This is a genomic window from Microbulbifer regidiadema (SeqCode), from assembly GCF_052466995.1.
In genome coordinates, this window is record NZ_CP174297.1 from 3,724,381 (window position 1) to 3,742,088 (window position 17,708).

Annotated in this window: 14 protein-coding genes; 11 read left to right on the plus strand and 3 right to left on the minus strand. The window is 54.9% G+C overall.

What is annotated here, in order from left to right:
* Positions 1-51 precede the first annotated feature (51 nt).
* From miaA to ACJJIK_RS16350, 9 genes are all read left to right on the plus strand, one after another.
* Positions 52-975 carry a tRNA (adenosine(37)-N6)-dimethylallyltransferase MiaA gene (gene miaA, locus ACJJIK_RS16310; RefSeq protein WP_444945079.1) on the plus strand — a complete coding sequence of 308 codons (924 nt, stop codon included), beginning with the start codon at positions 52-54 and terminating at the stop codon, positions 973-975.
* 190 nt (positions 976-1,165) lie between these two features.
* Complete coding sequence (gene hfq, locus ACJJIK_RS16315; RefSeq protein WP_020413623.1) at positions 1,166-1,450, plus strand: RNA chaperone Hfq; 285 nt, start codon at positions 1,166-1,168, stop codon at positions 1,448-1,450.
* A gap of 131 nt (positions 1,451-1,581) precedes the next feature.
* Positions 1,582-2,892 (plus strand): ribosome rescue GTPase HflX, encoded by a 1,311-nt coding sequence (gene hflX / locus ACJJIK_RS16320; RefSeq protein ID WP_444929338.1) that lies wholly within the window; start codon positions 1,582-1,584, stop codon positions 2,890-2,892.
* A 185-nt stretch (positions 2,893-3,077) separates the two neighbouring features.
* Positions 3,078-4,229, plus strand: coding sequence for an FtsH protease activity modulator HflK (gene hflK / locus ACJJIK_RS16325; protein WP_444929339.1), 1,152 nt, complete (start codon positions 3,078-3,080; stop codon positions 4,227-4,229).
* 11 nt (positions 4,230-4,240) lie between these two features.
* Positions 4,241-5,140 carry a protease modulator HflC gene (gene hflC, locus ACJJIK_RS16330; protein WP_444929340.1) on the plus strand — a complete coding sequence of 300 codons (900 nt, stop codon included), beginning with the start codon at positions 4,241-4,243 and terminating at the stop codon, positions 5,138-5,140.
* Positions 5,141-5,336: 196 nt separating this feature from the next.
* Positions 5,337-6,530 (plus strand): ATP phosphoribosyltransferase regulatory subunit, encoded by a 1,194-nt coding sequence (locus ACJJIK_RS16335; RefSeq protein WP_444929341.1) that lies wholly within the window; start codon positions 5,337-5,339, stop codon positions 6,528-6,530.
* A 112-nt stretch (positions 6,531-6,642) separates the two neighbouring features.
* A complete protein-coding gene (locus ACJJIK_RS16340; protein WP_444929342.1) occupies positions 6,643-7,965 on the plus strand; it encodes an adenylosuccinate synthase in 1,323 nt (440 codons plus the stop codon).
* 139 nt (positions 7,966-8,104) lie between these two features.
* Complete coding sequence (trhA, locus tag ACJJIK_RS16345) at positions 8,105-8,758, plus strand: PAQR family membrane homeostasis protein TrhA (protein WP_444929343.1); 654 nt, start codon at positions 8,105-8,107, stop codon at positions 8,756-8,758.
* Between the two features lie 178 nt (positions 8,759-8,936).
* Positions 8,937-10,157 carry a lytic murein transglycosylase gene (locus ACJJIK_RS16350; protein WP_444929344.1) on the plus strand — a complete coding sequence of 407 codons (1,221 nt, stop codon included), beginning with the start codon at positions 8,937-8,939 and terminating at the stop codon, positions 10,155-10,157.
* A gap of 8 nt (positions 10,158-10,165) precedes the next feature.
* On the opposite strand, the gene ACJJIK_RS16355 is transcribed toward ACJJIK_RS16350, so the two are convergent.
* The 3 genes from ACJJIK_RS16355 to ACJJIK_RS16365 form a co-directional block, all read right to left on the minus strand.
* Positions 10,166-11,188 (minus strand): succinylglutamate desuccinylase/aspartoacylase family protein, encoded by a 1,023-nt coding sequence (locus ACJJIK_RS16355; RefSeq protein WP_444929345.1) that lies wholly within the window; start codon positions 11,186-11,188, stop codon positions 10,166-10,168.
* A 93-nt stretch (positions 11,189-11,281) separates the two neighbouring features.
* A complete protein-coding gene (locus tag ACJJIK_RS16360; protein WP_444929346.1) occupies positions 11,282-14,365 on the minus strand; it encodes a DUF6531 domain-containing protein in 3,084 nt (1,027 codons plus the stop codon).
* A gap of 23 nt (positions 14,366-14,388) precedes the next feature.
* A complete protein-coding gene (locus tag ACJJIK_RS16365) occupies positions 14,389-15,252 on the minus strand; it encodes a Stp1/IreP family PP2C-type Ser/Thr phosphatase (RefSeq protein ID WP_444929347.1) in 864 nt (287 codons plus the stop codon).
* A 188-nt stretch (positions 15,253-15,440) separates the two neighbouring features.
* Here ACJJIK_RS16365 and ACJJIK_RS16370 point away from each other — a divergent pair, with 188 nt between their 5' ends.
* Both ACJJIK_RS16370 and ACJJIK_RS16375 read left to right on the plus strand, forming a co-directional pair.
* Positions 15,441-16,208, plus strand: a complete 768-nt coding sequence (locus tag ACJJIK_RS16370; protein ID WP_444929348.1) for a transposase — start codon at positions 15,441-15,443, stop codon at positions 16,206-16,208.
* 58 nt (positions 16,209-16,266) lie between these two features.
* Positions 16,267-17,697 (plus strand): type VI secretion system contractile sheath domain-containing protein, encoded by a 1,431-nt coding sequence (locus ACJJIK_RS16375; RefSeq protein ID WP_444929349.1) that lies wholly within the window; start codon positions 16,267-16,269, stop codon positions 17,695-17,697.
* Positions 17,698-17,708 lie beyond the last annotated feature (11 nt).

Consider the following 17,708-nt stretch of genomic DNA (forward strand, 5'->3'; position numbering starts at 1 on the left):
GGTAAATTGAATAACAGTTCGCCGGGCGACAAGCCCCGTGCAATTTTTCTGATGGGGCCGACGGCTTCGGGCAAAACGGATCTGGCCATGGCGCTGGCCGATCGCTTGCCGGTGGAATTAATCAGTGTCGATTCCGCGCTGGTCTACCGAGGCCTGGATATAGGCTCGGCCAAGCCCTCAGCCGAGGAGTTAGCTGCATATCCCCACCGCCTGATCGATATCTGTGATCCGGCCGAGTCTTATTCGGCCGGCCGTTTTCGCAAAGATGCGCTGGAAGTCATGGCAGAAATTACCGCTGCTGGTAAAGTGCCATTGCTGGTTGGCGGAACTATGTTGTATTTCCGCTCTCTGTTGGAAGGTATGGCCAAGTTACCTGAGGCCGATGCAACAGTGCGGGCAGAAATTGAAGCGCGCGCCGAGCGCGAGGGGTGGCCGGTACTGCACGCGGAGCTGGCCCGAGTGGACCCGCAATTGGCGGCGGAGCTGCATCCCAATCACTCGGTGCGCATCGAGAGGGGCCTGGAAGTTTATCGCCTCACCGGTGTGCCGCTTTCGCAGCTGCGCCGCGAGCAGGAAGCTGGGGGAATACAGCAGCAGTACCAGGTGTGCCAAATGGCTATTATGCCCCGCGATCGCTCCCTGCTGCACCAGCGTATCGAGCGGCGTTTTCGCCAGATGCTCACAGCGGGCTTTATCGATGAAGTCCAGGGCCTGCGGGAGCGGGGAGACCTGCATGAGGACCTGCCGGCAATCCGCGCGGTGGGCTACCGACAGGTTTGGCAATACTTACAGGGGCAAACCGATTACGATGGTATGGTGGCCGCTGGAATTGCCGCGACGAGACAGCTGGCCAAGCGCCAGTTAACCTGGCTGCGGCGCTGGCCAGACCTGCTAACTTTGTATACTCAGGATGAGCAAGGCGGGGTGCGTGAGAGTGACGAAATATTGGCAGAAGCCTTGAAATTTCTCGCTTAAGCATCCATAACGTGGTTGGGCTATTAAACGACAAGCCCGTTCAGTCAGTTTTCACAGAGCCGGCCTTTTCCGGCTCGCTACTACACTACTTATACGCGTATTCAACCTCAGTCGTTTTTTGATCCGCGCTCTTCGCGGGTGCGATTGCGGCCTGCATACCGCATTCAGCTTTTTGACAAGGAGAAAAAAGATGTCAAAAGGGCATAGCTTACAAGACCCTTACCTCAACGTATTGCGCAAAGAGCGTATCCCGGTTTCTATTTATCTGGTAAACGGCATCAAGCTCCAAGGGCAAATTGAATCTTTCGACCAGTTCGTGGTGTTACTCAAAAATACTGTGAGCCAAATGGTGTACAAGCACGCTATTTCTACGGTTGTACCGTCGCGTGCAGTGCGCGTACCGCTGTTGAATCCCGCAGCCCAGCACGGTGGTGAGGGTAACGGTGAAGGCGGTGAGCGCGAATCTTTTAGCTAAGAGATCCGTATCAGTTTCACCTGCGCCCCGCTTTATCGGGGTGCCCGCAGCTCGGTGAGCCCCTTGCAGGGCTTGCCGGTTGTCACCTCAGTCAGGGCCTGTCGCGCCCTTTTCGCAATAGAGAATTCCCATTGTTTTTCGATCGACCGGAATCCGGTGAACTTGCAGTACTGGTACACCTAGAACTCTCCGCTATCGACAGTCCCGACGACCCTCGTGAATTCGAGGAGTTGGCCCTATCTGCCGGAGCAGATCCTGTCAGTTTTATTTTTGGCCAGCGCGCTACTCCAGACCCGAAAACTTTTGTCGGCCGGGGTAAATTGGAGGAGATTCGCCAGGTGGTAAAAGATCAGGAAGCCGCCCTGGTTATCTTTGACCACATCCTCTCTCCGAGCCAGGAGCGCAATATCGAGCGCGAATTAAAATGCCGGGTACTGGATCGCACGGGACTGATTCTGGATATTTTTGCCCAGCGTGCGCGAACCCACGAGGGCAAGCTACAGGTGGAACTGGCCCAGTTGCGCCATATGGCCACGCGATTGGTGCGAGGCTGGACCCACCTGGAGCGGCAAAAAGGCGGTATCGGTCTGCGCGGGCCCGGTGAGACCCAGCTGGAAACTGACCGGCGATTACTGCGCGCACGCATAGATTCCATCGAAAAGCGGCTGGAGAAGGTGCGCCGTCAGCGGGAGCAGGGGCGCCGCGCACGCTCGCGGGCGGAAATGGCCACGGTATCTTTGGTCGGCTATACCAATGCGGGCAAGTCGACCCTGTTTAATCGCCTGACCGATGCAGATGTCTATGTCAGGGATCAACTGTTTGCCACCCTCGACCCCACTATGCGCAGGGTTGAATTACCCAATGTGGGCGCCATGGTACTGGCTGATACGGTGGGGTTTGTCTCTCACTTGCCGCACAAGCTGGTAGAGGCTTTCCGGGCAACCCTGGAAGAGGCCGCCAGCGCGACTTTGCTTCTACATGTGGTGGATGCTGCGGCAGATGATCGCCTGCACCTGATGGAAGAGGTACAAACGGTTCTGGAGGAAATTGATGCCTCAGAACTGCCGCAGCTGGTTGTCTACAACAAGATTGATCTGCTGGCGGACTTCGCGCCGCGTATAGACCGGGACGATCAGGGGGTGCCCCGGGCCGTGTGGCTCTCTGCGGCAACCGGCGCAGGTTGTGAGCTTCTAATCGAAGCGATTGCCGAGCGCCTGGGGGAGCAAATGGTGCGCGGGCAGCTGGTGGTAAAACCCCACCAGTCCAGGCTGCGGGCACAGCTGTTTGAGATCAATGCGGTGCAGTCTGAAGGCTATCGCGATAACGGTGACTGCGAACTGCAAATACTGTTGCCGCACAGCGATTTCCAGCGTCTACTGGCACCACATATCGGCGGCAGTGATGCGCCGGAATGGTCGCCAGAAGAGCCGCTTGCCGAGTAGTTGTCGTATAAATACTGATGGTTAAATTCAGGCCATATTGCAGTTTGTAGTCGAATTTATTTGGGGTTGGTCTTCACGGGCCAGCCACTTGTCTCAGGCGGGGGCTGCCGGCAATATTTTGTCGGCAAGGGATGCTAGAATCCGCCGAAGTAAACGATTAAGTGATCATAGTTGGAGTAAGTTAAATGGCCTGGAATGAGCCGGGTGGTAACAATAAAGACCCCTGGGGTGGTGGCGGTAACCGCAATAGCGGAGGCCCGCCGGATCTCGATGAACTATTGCGAAAAATTCAGCAGCGACTAGGTGGCCTGTTTGGCGGTGGCGGCAGCAGCCCCAGTGGCGACTCAGCCAAATTTCCCTGGGTACTGGTGATTGGTCTCGCTGTATTGATTTACGGTGGCCTGGGGATTTATCAGGTCAATGCCAACGAACAGGCGGTTGTTTTGCGCCTGGGTAAATACCACTCGACGGAATCTGCCGGTCTGCACTGGAACCCGCCGCTGATCGATAGCGTGACCAAGGTGAATATGACCGAGGTGCGCACCGAGCGCACGACCGGGCAGATGCTGACCGAGGACGCCAATATTGTAGAGGTGGTACTCACCGTGCAGTGGCAGGTTGGCGATGCCGAGTCCTTCGTTCTGCGGGTTCGCGACCCGGTGAAGAGTTTACAGGAGGCGACCGATAGCGCCCTGCGCCACGTCGTCGGCTCTCTCAGCCTCAACGGTGTGATCTCACAGAACCGGACCCAGGTCTCTGCCGATACTCAGCAGCGATTGCAGGAGTATCTGGATCTGTACCAGACCGGTATTCGAGTGGATGTGGTCAACCTCACCGACGCCAAGGCGCCGCGCGAGGTTCAGGATGCCTTTGACGATGTCACCAAGGCCCGTGAGGACGAAGTGCGTCTGCAAAATGAAGCCCAGGCCTACGCCAACGAGAAAATTCCGGTGGCTCGCGGTCAGGCTCAGCGCATTATCGAAGAGGCCGAGGCCTACAAGGCCCGCGTAGTGGAGAGTGCCCGCGGTGAGGCGGTGCGCTTTGAGAAGCTGCTGGCCGAATACGAGCGCGCCCCGCAAGTGACCCGCGAACGCCTCTATCTGGACGCGATGCAGGATGTGATGTCCAGCACCTCCAAAGTGATGGTGGACGTCGAGGGCGGCAATAACATGATGTATCTACCGCTGGACAAGCTGGCACAGGGGAGTGCGGGTGCGGTGCGCGCGGCCCAGAGCCAGGGCACCTCGCCGGTTATGATTGAGGAAGTCTACCAGCGTATTGTTGAGCGTCTGCGCCAGGATACCGCCAGTAGCCGCCGCAGCCAGGCCATTCGCTAGGAGGGGATGATATGAATAACAAAACACTGGGTATTATTGTTGTCATCCTGCTGGGCGTGCTGGTTCTTTCCTCCAGCGCCTTTGTGGTGAAAGAGACTGAAAAAGCCGTGTTGCTGCGCTTTGGTGAGCTGGTACGCACCTATACCGAGCCGGGGCTTTACTTCAAGTTTCCTATTGCGGAAAAGCTGCGCAAGTTTGACGCACGTATTCAAACGGTGGATTCCAGCCCCGTGCGCATGCTCAACAGTGAGAACAAATTTATGATGGTTGATTCGTACGCTAAGTACCGAATCTCCGATGTGGATAAGTTCTATATCGCTACTCGCGGTGATGAGCGCAATGCGGTGCGTCTGTTGTCAGAGCAAATCAACGACCGCCTGCGCAACCAGTTTGGTGTGCGCACACTGCACGAGGTGGTCAGCGGTGAGAACGTAGACAAGGAAGATACGGATGAGCGCGATGCGCTGATGGCGGAGATCACCAAGAACCTGAGTCAGGTTGCCCAGAAGAGTCTGGGTGTGGAAGTGATCGATGTGCGGGTCAAGCGCATCGACCTGCCGCCGGAAGTCTCCGAGTCTGTATTCCAGCGGATGCGCGCCGGCCGTGAACTGGAAGCGCGGGATCACCGCGCCAAGGGTGAGGAGGCCAGTGAGCGTATCAAGGCCAACGCAGATCGCCAGAAAGTGGTGATTGAATCCGAGGCCTACCGCAAGTCCGAAGAGCTGCGCGGTGCCGGTGATGCGGAGGCGGCAGCTATTTATGCGGCGGCCTACAGCAAAAACCCGGAGTTCTATCGCTTTACCCGCAGTTTGCAGGCTTATAAAGAGTCCTTCCAGAGCAAGTCGGATATGTTGCTGGTCGACCCGGATAGTGAATTCTTCCGCTATCTGAAAGACCCCAAGGGAGAGTAAGGCTGAGCCACGCATAGCAGCGGGTGCCGGTGCTATGCGCGCGGGCTCGGTTTCGATAACCCTACCTTCCTGTCAGCACTTGATGCTAAAATCACGCAAACCGGGCCTCGCCCGGTTTTTTTGTGGGAAGTGCTGTGGCTTATTTGTGGGAAGCGCTGCGGCACCGCAATTTCTTCGCTGACGAATTCATTTCATCATGACTCAAGCCGATCGCTGGATGTTGCCGGATGGCATTGCAGAAATTCTGCCTGCGGATGCCGTGCAATTGGAAACTCTGCGCCGCCGACTACTGGACCTCTATCATTGTTGGGGGTACGAGTTGGTGATACCGCCGATGTTGGAATTTACTGACTCCCTCCTGATCGGGATGGGCCATGATGTAGATCTGAGCACCTTCAAGGTCACCGACCAGATATCCGGTCGCACCCTGGGGATACGCGCGGATATGACTCCGCAGACGGCTCGAATCGATGCCCACAGTTTCCCCCGCCGGGGCGCCAATCGTCTCTGTTATGCCGGCCAGGTGGTATACACCAAGCCGCGAACGCCGATGGGCTCGCGGGCGCCGATACAAGTCGGTGCCGAGCTGTTTGGTGTAGACAGCCTCAGTGCGGATCTCGAGGTGATCTCGCTGATGTTACAGAGCCTGCAGGTTGCCGGTATCCGTCAGGTGCATCTGGACCTGGGCCACGTGGCTATTTACCAGAGCCTGGTGGAAGCGGCGGGTCTCAACGGCGAGCAGCGCAGCGCCCTGTCGGCAATGCTGCAGAGTAAAGCGACCGCAGATCTGTGCGAGTGGGTCGAGGAGAATGTCGCCGATCAGCAAGCTGCCGAGTGGTTAAAAGTCCTGCCGGGGCTGGTTGGGGATCGGGAGTGTCTGGATCGCGCCCGCGAGCTGTTTACGGGCGCCCCGCAAAACCTGTTGGCGGCAGTCTCCGATCTGAGGCAGGTGGCAGAGGCCCTGAGCGAACGCTACCCGGAAGTCACGCTGTTCTTCGATTTGAGCGAAGTGCGCGGTTACGACTACGAGACCGGTCTGGTCTTTGCCGCCTATACACCGGGGCACGGCCAGGCGCTGGCCAACGGTGGCCGCTACAACGGTATCGGCGCTGTATTTGGGCGCGATCGCCCGGCCACGGGCTTCAGTAGTGACCTGGTGGCATTGAGTAACCTGGGCAGCGCCGCCGTAGACGAGCGCGCTGCAATACTGGCGCCAGATGTGAGCGGCTCCCGAGCCGCCGAATTGTGGAAGGCGGTTCACGAGCTGCGGGAGCGCGGCGAAGTGGTTATCACAGCCCTCGCCGGTGGCGTCGATAGTGAACTGGAGTCCCGCTGTGACCGCGAGTTGGTGGCAGAGGGCGAATCGTGGGTGGTTAAGCCGCGAGACTGATTTTTCGGGCGCAGTGGATGTGCCTAGTATCCAGCGGGCTCGCCCGCAGACATCCATTTATGAGGGGCCCCGGCTCCTGCAGAGAAAAACCTGAGTTTAGAGATTTATACAGATGGGCAAGAACGTAGTAGTACTGGGGACCCAGTGGGGCGATGAGGGCAAGGGCAAAATTGTCGACTTGCTAACCGAGCAGGTCTCGCTGGTCGTGCGTTTCCAGGGCGGCCACAATGCGGGTCACACCCTGGTTATCGATGGTGAAAAAACCGTACTGCACCTGATCCCCTCCGGCATCCTGCGCCCCAGTGTTACCTGCCTGATCGGCAACGGTGTGGTGCTCTCCCCGGAAGCGCTGCTGAAGGAGATGGCCGAACTGGAAGAGCGCGAAGTTCCCGTGCGCGAGCGCCTGCGCCTGTCCCCGGCTTGTCCGCTGATTCTGCCGGTGCATGTCGCCCTCGACCAGGCCCGTGAAAAGGCGCGCGGCGCCAAAGCGATCGGCACTACCGGTCGCGGTATCGGCCCCGCCTACGAGGATAAAGTCGCCCGTCGCGGTCTGCGCCTGGGCGACCTGTGCAACTGGGATAACTTCTGCAACCAGCTGAAGGAACTGATCGACTACCACAACTTCGCCCTGACCGAATACTACAAAGTAGATCCGGTGAGCTATGAAGATACCGTTGAGCAGGCCAAGATCTGGCGCGAGCAACTGGTGCCGATGATCACCGATGTTGCCGACCACCTGCACAAAGCGCGCGAGAACGGCGAGCACATCCTGTTTGAAGGCGCCCAGGGCTCCCTGCTGGATATCGACCACGGTACCTACCCGTTCGTGACCTCCTCCAATACCACTGCCGGTGGTACCGCTACTGGTTCTGGTTTTGGTCCTCTGTACCTGGACTATGTATTGGGCATTACCAAGGCCTATACCACTCGCGTCGGCGGCGGTCCTTTCCCCACTGAGCTTGACTGTGAAGTCGGCCGTCACCTGGGTGAGAAAGGTCACGAGTTCGGTGCCACTACCGGCCGCCAGCGCCGCACCGGTTGGTTTGATGCCGTTGCTGTGCGCCACGCGATCCGCATCAACAGCATCTCCGGTCTGTGCCTGACCAAACTGGATGTTCTCGATGGCTTAGAGGAAGTGAAGGTGTGCGTGGGCTACCGCAACAGTGCCGGTGAAGAAGTACCGGTACCTTTTGATGCCGCAGGTTGGGAAGACGTCGAGCCGGTATATGAGTCTATGCCCGGCTGGACCGAAAATACCTTCGGTGTGCGTCGCGAAGCGGATCTGCCGGCCAATGCGCGCGCCTATATCGCCCGTATCGAAGAGCTGGTAGGCGCGCCTGTAGATATTGTTTCTACCGGTCCCGATCGCAACGAAACCATTGTTCGCGAATCTTCCGCTCTTTGCGAAATGGGTATTCACAACGCCAGCGTCTAAGCTCTGACTGCTCGGTTGTGAGTATACGCCCGGTAAGGCCTTGCTATTTTAAGTGAGGCCTCTGATCATTAGGCCTGTTTCAAATTATTGGTCGAACATTCTATGTGGGCCAATAAGCCGAATTTAACCGGGCTAATTTATGTCATCTTCCGTTTCTGTTGCCAGTCGTTATAGTTTCGCTGAAGAGATCGCCAATAGCGTCACCCATGGTATTGGGGCCCTGCTGGCGATTGCCGGTCTGGGGGTATTAAGTGGTTTCGCCGCTTTGCGTGGCGATGCCTGGCATATTGTCAGCTCCAGCGTCTATGCCTCCACGCTGATACTGTGTTTCCTCGCCTCCACGCTGTATCACGCCGTCAGCCATATCGGCGCCAAGGAGATACTGCGGACTCTGGACCACTCATCGATCTTTCTTTTGATTGCGGGAACCTACACCCCCTTCACCCTGGTCACTCTGCGGGGCCCCTGGGGCTGGTGGCTGTTCGGGATTATTTGGGGGCTCGCGCTGGTCGGGTTGATTATCCAGTTCACCCCCCTGAAGAAGATCCGAGCCCTGTCGATTACCCTCAGCGCCCTGATGGGCTGGGTAGTGGTCGCGGCTATCAAGCCGCTGTCGGATAGCCTGGAAACTGGCGGCCTGTGGCTGTTAGTGTTGGGCGGTCTCTGTTACACCGGCGGAATCGCTTTTTATCTCTGGCGCAGCCTGCGCTTCCACCATGCCATTTGGCACCTCTTTGTACTGGCGGGCGGTATTTTGCATTTCTTTGCGGTGTTGTTTTACGTCATCCCGTAATTTTTCCTGTTTTGCGGCAGGGCTCACTCTCAAGGTGAGCAGCGCGAACTTCCCCCTGGAGTGACTGTCCAGTTTAATAGTGGGTGGGAAGTTCAACGGTTACCGACCGGTCCACCTTTCGGATAAGGGTGGCTCGTTCTACCCTTGAGCGAGCAAAAGTTGTGTCTAAGGTAACTCCATGCCCAGAATGCAGTGGTTTCAATATCTATCCGCTATCCTCGCTATCAGCGCGGCTCTCCTGGTTTCCAATACCCACGCACAAGAGAGAGCCGACCCGGCTTTCGAGCAGTGGGTAAAAGAGTTCCGCAAAACGGCGATCGACAACGGTATCTCTGCACAAGTTTACGATCGAGCCTTTCAGGGCATCAATTCCCCGGATCAGTGGGTACTGGATCGCGCCAATTACCAGCCCGAGTTCAAAGCGCCGGTATGGCAGTACTTTGACAACCGGGTGCAAAAGAGAGCAATTGAGCGGGGCAAGCGCGAAAAGGTCAAGGTGAAGCCCTGGCTGGACAAGATCCAGAAGCGCTTCGGGGTGGACCCCAATATCCTGTTGGCGATCTGGTCGGTGGAATCCAGCTTTGGCGGCATCCTCGGCAACGACAAGGTCATGCGCAGTGTGATTCGCTCCCTGGCAACACTGGCCTATGCGGATCCCCGGCGCAAGAAATTTGGTCGCCAGCAGTTGCTGGCTGCGTTAAAGATTTTGCAGGCCGGCGATATCGAAGGTAAGCAGTTGCTGGGCTCCTGGGCCGGGGCAATGGGGCATACCCAATTTATCCCCACCAGCTATCAGGCCTACGCAATCGATATCGATGGAGATGGCAAAAGGGATATTTGGAACTCTGTTCCGGATGCACTGGCCACCGCTGCCAACTTGCTCTCCAGTAACGGCTGGCAGCGGGGCAAACCCTGGGGTTACGAGGTCAATATCCCCGCCGGTAAAATGCCGGCGGGCAAGATGGCCGTGACCGAGTGGGAAAAGCTCGGGGTTACCCGGGCCAACGGCAAGGCCTTTCCCAGTAAAAAAGCCATTGCCGAGTTAAAGCTGCCGAATGGGCGCAAGGGTCCGGTATTCCTGGTTTTCAAGAACTTCTTTGTCCTCAAGCGCTACAACAACTCCGACCGCTATGCCATCGCTATCGGCCTGCTGGCAGATCGGATTGGCGGCGGGGCTCCGCTGGTCAATGACTGGGAGCGCCCGTTTACACCGCTCGATAGTGTTCAGGTGGAAGAGTTGCAGAGGCTACTCAAGCAGAGGGGCCTCTACAGCGGTGAAATCGACGGCAAGGCGGGGCCGGGCACACGCAAGGCGGTGCGCGAATTTGAAAAGCGTGCCGGCGTTGAAGTTCAGGGGTATCCGAGCAAAGAAGTACTGGAGCTGTTGCGAAAACCGTAGAGGGTGCTCTAAAAGTCTTCGTCCGGTAGCAGGGTATCCTGGAGCAGCTCCAGATTTTCGGCAACACCCTCGGGTTCGCGGAAGTAGGCGATGTGGTATATCGCCTCTCCCTCCTGCACCAGGGGGATATTTTGCCGGCCAATAATTATCCCGTCCGCATTGCAGAATACCTGGTCTAGTTCCTGGCCGTAGGGGTCGGCGATGGTTGCCAGCAAGTCGCCCCGGTAGACCCGATCGCCAAGTGCTTTGCAGTACTTGGCGATGCCGCTGTCTGCCGCGCGCAGCCAGCCACTTCGCCGAGCGACAAACGGCTCAATAACATTCGTTTTGCGGGTTTTTGGCAGCATTTCCAAGCACTTCAGTGCGTTGATTACCCCTTTTACGCCGGCGCGAATACAGAGCTCATCGAAGCGCAGGGCTTCGCCGGCCTCATATAGCAACACTCTGACCCCAAGGTCTGCGGCCGCCTGGCGCAGGGAGCCATCGCGAATTGAGGCGTTGAGTAATACGGGAACACCAAAAGCTTTGGCGATTCTGCGAGTTTGTGCATCGTCCAGATTGGCGCGAATTTGTGGAAGGTTACTGCGGTGGATGGCACCTGTATGCAAATCGATACCGTAGTCACACTTGCTGACTATCTCCTTGAGGAAGACGTGAGCCATACGCGCGGCGAGAGAGCCCTTCGCCGAACCGGGGAATGAGCGGTTGAGGTCCCGCCGGTCCGGCAAGTAGCGGGTGTGCTGTAATACCCCGTAAACGTTAACCATCGGCACGGCAATCAGAGTTCCGCGCAGGGATCTCAGCCTGCTACTCTGGATAAGGCGACTTATTACCTCAATGCCGTTGAGTTCATCGCCATGTAGGGCAGCGCAGACAAATATCTTGGGGCCATCTTTTTTGCCGCGCCGCACATACACGGGAATCGCCATATCTGTACTTGTATACAGCCTGACAATGGGTAGGTCGATATGGCAGGACTCGCCCCTGGCGACGTGGATCCCACCGATCTCAAACTCCGAGCGCTCTTCCATAACACTTACGGGTAGATAGATACCCCCAAAGTGTATAGCCAGATCAGCGCGGCTTCGGCCAGTGACTGTTGAGGTCGCTGCCCGAATACCCGGTTACAGCTGCCCGATAACTGGGGCCGAACTCGCCAAGTTGTGTGAGCGCTCCCCATTTAGCCAGATACCGAGACTGGGACTCCAGTAGCCGGAAGGGTGATACCAGAGCCCGGTTTCCATATCGGCGAGTAAGTTTGCTCCCCGCCAAGCACTGGGGCTCTGGTTGCGGGGGTCTTTACCTTTCTCTACGGGCTCTCCGCTCTGGGACCACTGGATAGTGCCCTGGGCATCAAAAATGGCGAGTGGCCTGCCGTCGGGGTTGGTAAGGTAGTACTCGATATTATCGGGGCTCCACTGGCAGAGAATGGCATCGGTTTGCGGGTGGTTAATCCAGTGGCTTAAACCCCGGGATTTGCCGTCGATATTGTGAATTTCTCCCCAGATTCCCAGACTGCTCCAAATAGTGACAACACGGCGCTGACGAGTCGACTTTCTGTGTGTGCAGGTTTTGCTCAATCGCCGACCGAAAGGATCATAGCGGAAATACGTTTTAAACTCGCCGCACTCAGCATGACTCATCAGGCCCCAGCCATCGTATTGGTACTGGGAATCCTTGCGCCCGGCAATATTACCCTGGCTGATAATATTGCCGCGTTTGTCACTCTCGGTCTCGGGCAGGCTGGGGAGCTGCTGGGCCCGCAGCGGGTTGGTCAATTGCAGGGGGGACGTTTTGTCAAATTGCCAGGCGAGTGCCTGGCCAGATTCCACCTCAGTCAGGTGTCCAAACAAATATTTGTGGCTGCTGCGCAGCTCTCCCTGAACCTGGAGGATACCCTGGTCTTTGGCCTCGGTGCGGAGCACCGACTCACCGTTGGCATCAATGCCATAGAGAGCCCCGCTGGGAGCAAATGTATAGGATAAATCGAGATTGTCGGAGCTGGCGCTTTTTAGCCAGCCGCGTTTGTCGTATTGGTATTGGAGGCTGAAGTCCCGGACCTCGGCACTGTCGTGGTGTTCGGCAATTATCCGGTCGCGATTGTCGTATTTAAAGCGGACCGAGGATAGGGCGTTATCTGCCTGTACCAGCCTGTGCTGTTGATCGTAGTGAAACTCACAGTTTTGACCGCTGTTATTGCGAATGTCGGTTAGTGCGCCGCTGCTGTTGTAATTGAAGTACCAGCGGGAATCATTATCACAATATTCATGTAGACTGCCGTTGATATTGTAGTACCAGCGCCAGATTCGCTCCCCGGGCGCCGTGTGCCTGACCAGTTGTCCATGGCAGTCGTATTCCCAGTGGTAGCTCCCCTCCGCCGTTTCCAGGCTGGTTAGCTCACCCTTCGGGCTATAGCGCAGTTCCCAGTTGTTGCCATCGGCAAAATTGATATGGCAGGGCTTGCCGGCACGGTTGTAATCACAGAGAAGACTTTGGCCGCTATCCCCGTGGATGGCATTGGGTAGGCCGCGTTCGGAGTAGCCCAGGCCGTATTGGTAAGTGCCGAGGTGGGCCTCGCGCAATTCGCCGCTATGGCCATAGCTCCACTCGCGCCATACTTCGCCGTTCACTTTTAGTGAAGTGATTCGCTGCCAGTGGTCGTACTCAAAGTCCAGGCGTTTTTCCTCCCGGCGTACACTTTGCAGCTGACCTTGTCCATCCCAGCTGAAGTCCACTTTGCCCCCCTCTGGGTCCTGGACGCGTGCCAGTTGACCCCGATCGGTGTAAAGGAACTTCCAGGCTTGTTGGGCGGGGTCAATGATAAGCTCTGGGCGGCCTTTATCATTAAACTGGTATTGCCACAGGGTCTCACCGTTGATGAGCGCCGCCTTTAAGTAACCGATATCGTCGTAAATGTAGCGACTGCTAATGCGCTGGGAGGTGGAGCGGACAAGCCGTCCAAATTCATCGTGACGGAAAAAGACTCTCTGGCCATCAGCTTTAATTTTCTCACACAGGTTGCCGTAGGAGTCAAAGAGCCAGTTTAGGGTATGCGATTGCTGACGTTCAGAGATTCGTAGGCCGAATTTGTTAAAGCGAAGATAAATGGGACTGGATGATTCTGGTTCGACCGTACAGGTATTGTTATTTGCCTGCCAGCTAATATTGATGTCTAAGTCGTTGGACTTTATTCGATGGCAGCGATTATCGGTGTCATATATAAACTGACACTCGCCAGATTGACTGTTGTCCAGGTGGGCGATTTTTGTATCTTTGTATCGATACCTTTCTTTTTTTAGCCCACTTCCGCTGTTAACTAATAGATCTTCCTGGTAGTCGTACCAGCAGAGATCGCTCTGCTCCTCTGCGGCATGACTATTTATCAGGCTATAGATGTGACTATTTTGGCAATTAAATTCAATGACGCGGCCCCAAGAGCTGATTATTTTTTGCGGTAAGCCCTCCCGGTAGTCAATTGTTAAGGCGTTGCCAAATTGATCCCTAATCTCTGTAAGGGGTAAAGCGCTATTGACCCCATCGGAGCGAAAAATTTTGTGCTGTTGATCGAATGTGGTTACGCAGTAGCTGTGCAGGCTCTGTCGGGATAGCATCAACCGTTCAAAGCGGTTGTAGCACCCGTGACCAATAGCGGGTAATTTGAATTTTACGGATCTGCCCTCGGCGGTGATCAGCTCGACCGTATTGTCCTGCACAACCAGCTGTTCGCTGAGGGAGTGCCGCCAACCCACACCGATACCGATATCCTCATGGATAGATGAACGGTAGTAGCGCTTCCATTTAAAAGGTAGGGGCCCGGGAATCACTATATCTGTTCGCTCAAAAACCACCTCTCCCGTTGCGCTGACAATATGTCCGGCAACTCGGTGACTGCGATCCAGGGCGGGCACCACCTTATTTTCAGGATTGACCCCGGGGACATTGATCAGCTGGGTTGAATTACTATCGGCGTTATAGAGGAGGGGCACCATGGGTGCTGAGTCGATCGTATATCGATTGGCGATAATGCGCGGTAGATCTGGCCAAAAGTCTTCCCGCCACAGGTTGTGCGGGGTATTTCCCAGTAATTGCTCGACTTCGGAGCACCAGCGTATAGCCGATGCGGGGTTCTCGTGAGATTGGGGGATTGGCGGAGGGGTGAGTGCGTCGAGTAAATTTGCTATTAGTTGGGTGAGACGCTCCGGTGTCATATGGCAATATCCGATAAAACAAATTAACGGTGTAACTTTCGAATGGTTACATCAGGAGATTTGGGACGTTCGGTAACATTTTGTTCTTGAGGCAGTATCTGGTGCAATGGTTGTGAAGAATATTCCAGTATTCCCGCAGTAATATTGTCGCGTCCACCAAGTCTATTGGCGTCGTCAATAAAGCGGTACACACATTCCAGAGCGGGGCGGTGAGTGGCGAGCACTCGCTCGATCGCGTGATCATCGAGATATTCAGTCAAACCGTCGCTACATAACAACAGGAGTGCGTTTTCCGTGAGTTTCCAGCTGTTAATATCGGCTTCGATACTATTGGAAACACCCAGGGCGCGGGTAATGTGGTTGCGAATATTGGACTCTTTGGCCTGTTCGGGAGTTAATTGACCAGAATCAACCATTTCCTGTACAACACTGTGATCTTTTGTAAGGCGCTGTAATCCATAATTGTTCCATAGATATGCGCGAGAGTCGCCGATATGTGCAACGATTAAAAAATCGCGCCACATGACCGCTACAACCAGTGTTGTTCCCATGTTGGAGAACTGGGGGTTTAGGTTTTTTGTGTTGAGAAGTGCCGTATTTGCGCTATTTATCGCGTCAATAATGGTCGCGCGCAATATAAGCTGTTGCTGTTCGGATGTGCAGGAGAAAAAAGTGTGTTTCAGCAGGTCATCGAGATGGGCTTGAACCGTCTCTACCGCAATTTTACTGGCAGTGGCACCACCGGTGTAACCGCCCATACCATCGGCCACCACAATATAGGCAAAGGGTTGATCCGCCGACGCATGCCAGCGAATACAATCTTCGTTTTCCTCTCGAACTTGGCCAATATCAGTGCGCCCGTTGACCGCCAGACTTATTTGATCCATGTCTGGTGCAACTCCCCTTGAATAAAAAGCAAATAATAGGGCGTAATATTATTACAATCGAACCGCGAAAGTAATGTTAATTTACTCGTATATCAAGTTTGAAATACTTTTAATTGATTTGCGATAATAGCGACTTTAACAATTTACCCAAAAGGCTTTAAGCCCGCTACAAAGGACCCATAGGCAAAATGCCCCGTTTGCCCAGGCTCAATTTGATAAATGTTCCCCAACATATTGTGCAGGTCGGTCACAACAATCTGCCCTGTTTCTTTGCTGAGGAGGATTATCAATACTATTTGATTAGTTTACGTAACGCGTCGGACCAGTATGGCGTTGATGTTCACGCTTATGTTTTGCTGCCCAATATGATCCAGATCATAGCTACGCCTAGGATTCCGGATGGGATATCATCTATGATGCAATCTCTTGGGCGCCGCTACGTACAGTTTGTCAACCATCGCTATAAGCGCTCGGGGACACTGTGGCGGGGGCGTTATAAGTCCAGTTTGATTGATTCTGACGCATACCTGCTGACCTGCTACCGGTATGTAGAGTTGCGTCCCCTGTACATGGGGTTGGCTGACTCCCTTGAGGAGTACGACTGGTCAAGTTTTAATCACCATGCAAACATTAAGAAAGATAATTTGATTAAGGATCACCGTTTGTACCTGTCCCTGGGGGATACTGCGGTGGAGAGGGCGCAATCCTATAGGAAATTGTTCCAGTATAGCTTTGACCGAAAGCTGCTCGACTACATCGCCGAGACGATTAAATTAGGTCATGTGCTCGGTGGGGATGCGTTTAAAGAAAAAATTGAACAGGTCGTTAACCAAAGGGTGCGGCCACTAAAGCGCGGCCGTCCCAAAAAAGTAAATAAAGCCGCAGAAAAGTCTAAAGAAACGCTCGATATAAAGCAGGGCGATAAGCCCTGTCAGCAGGTGACAAATTGTGAGTAGGCCCAGTATTTCTGCGGGATTTCAGATCCTTGGTGATAACAATAAGGAAAAACCAGTTATGGATTTAGGCACTGATAGATTAAAAGTTGCTATCCTGGGGGACTTCAGTGGAAGAGGGAGCCGCTGTCAGTGTGAGCCGGATACGATTTCCAGTCGCAGGGTATATTTGCTGAACCGGGATACCTTTGAGGGTGTTTTTGCCGACCTCGGGGTGAGTTTACAGCTGCCGGTCATGGATCGCCCCCTGGGCTTACCCTGCTTTGATGATTTGCATCCGGACTACCTGTATAGCCGTTTGCCGCTGTTTAAGAAGTTTATCGAGCTGGAGCGCAGACTGCTCGATCCGCGCCAGTTCCCACAGGCTGCGGAGGAGATACAGCAGTGGAAGCCAGAGCTGACGGCTCAGCCAGAGCTGCAGCAGCACAGTAGTGAACAGTCCGTTTTAGATGCAATCCTGGCCGCTGGTCGTGAGCGCAATGAGAGAGAAAGTCAGAATACTTTCCAGGTTGACCGGCTGATCAAAGATATTGTGGCTCCCTTTGTACAGAAAAGTGAGGACCCCCGGCAGGCTGAGTACCTGGATGCACTGGCTGAGGCGACTTCGGATTCGATGCGAAAATTGATGCATCACAGTGATTTTCGCCAGTTGGAGGCCAGTTGGCTGAGCCTGCAGCTTCTATTGAGGCGTGTCGAAGAGCACAAAAATCTGGATTTTTACTTGATAGACGTCAGTAAAGAAGAGCTACTTGCCGACTTTGCTGAGGCCGAAAATGACCTGGAAAAATCACAGGTATTTAAATTACTGGTTGAGCGTGAAACCGCATCCGGAAATATCCCTTATAACTTGGTCATAGGGGATTATTTTATTACCGATGACGAGCGGGACCTGCATCTGCTGATAGATTTGTCGACAATCGCAGAGGCAGCGGACAGCGCCCTTTTGCTGGGCGGAGATCCAAAGCTGGCAGGTTGTCCCAATTTATCGGGTTCTGTGGACCCTGATGATTGGTATTACCCCCTGAGTGACCAGTTCGCGGAAAGTTGGCAAGCGGTACGTGAGTACTCGGCGAGTGAGCATGTGGCGCTGGCAGCTCCCCGGTTTATGTTGAGGCTTCCTTTTGGAAAAGATACCTCGACTACAGAGTGTTTTAATTTTGAAGAGTTAACCCCTGAGCAGGGCCACGAGTATTATCTCTGGGGAAACAGTGTTTACCTATTGGCCTTAGGGGTTTGCCAGGATTTTTCTGAAACTGGCAAATTGCAGCCCCCGTCATCTGCAAGCTATGAAAATTTGCCTCTTCACTTGCGCAAATTACCCCATGGTGAGTGGTTGACCCCCTGTGCAGAAGCACTGCTGACAGATCGGTCTGCGGCAAAGTTTATGCAGGCTGGTCTTAGTACTCTGCGTTCAGTACAGGGGCGCGATCAGGTAATTTTGCCTCGATTTACCTCCCTGGGGGGCGGTACACTCAAGGGCCCCTGGACTTAAGTGTCAGCGGC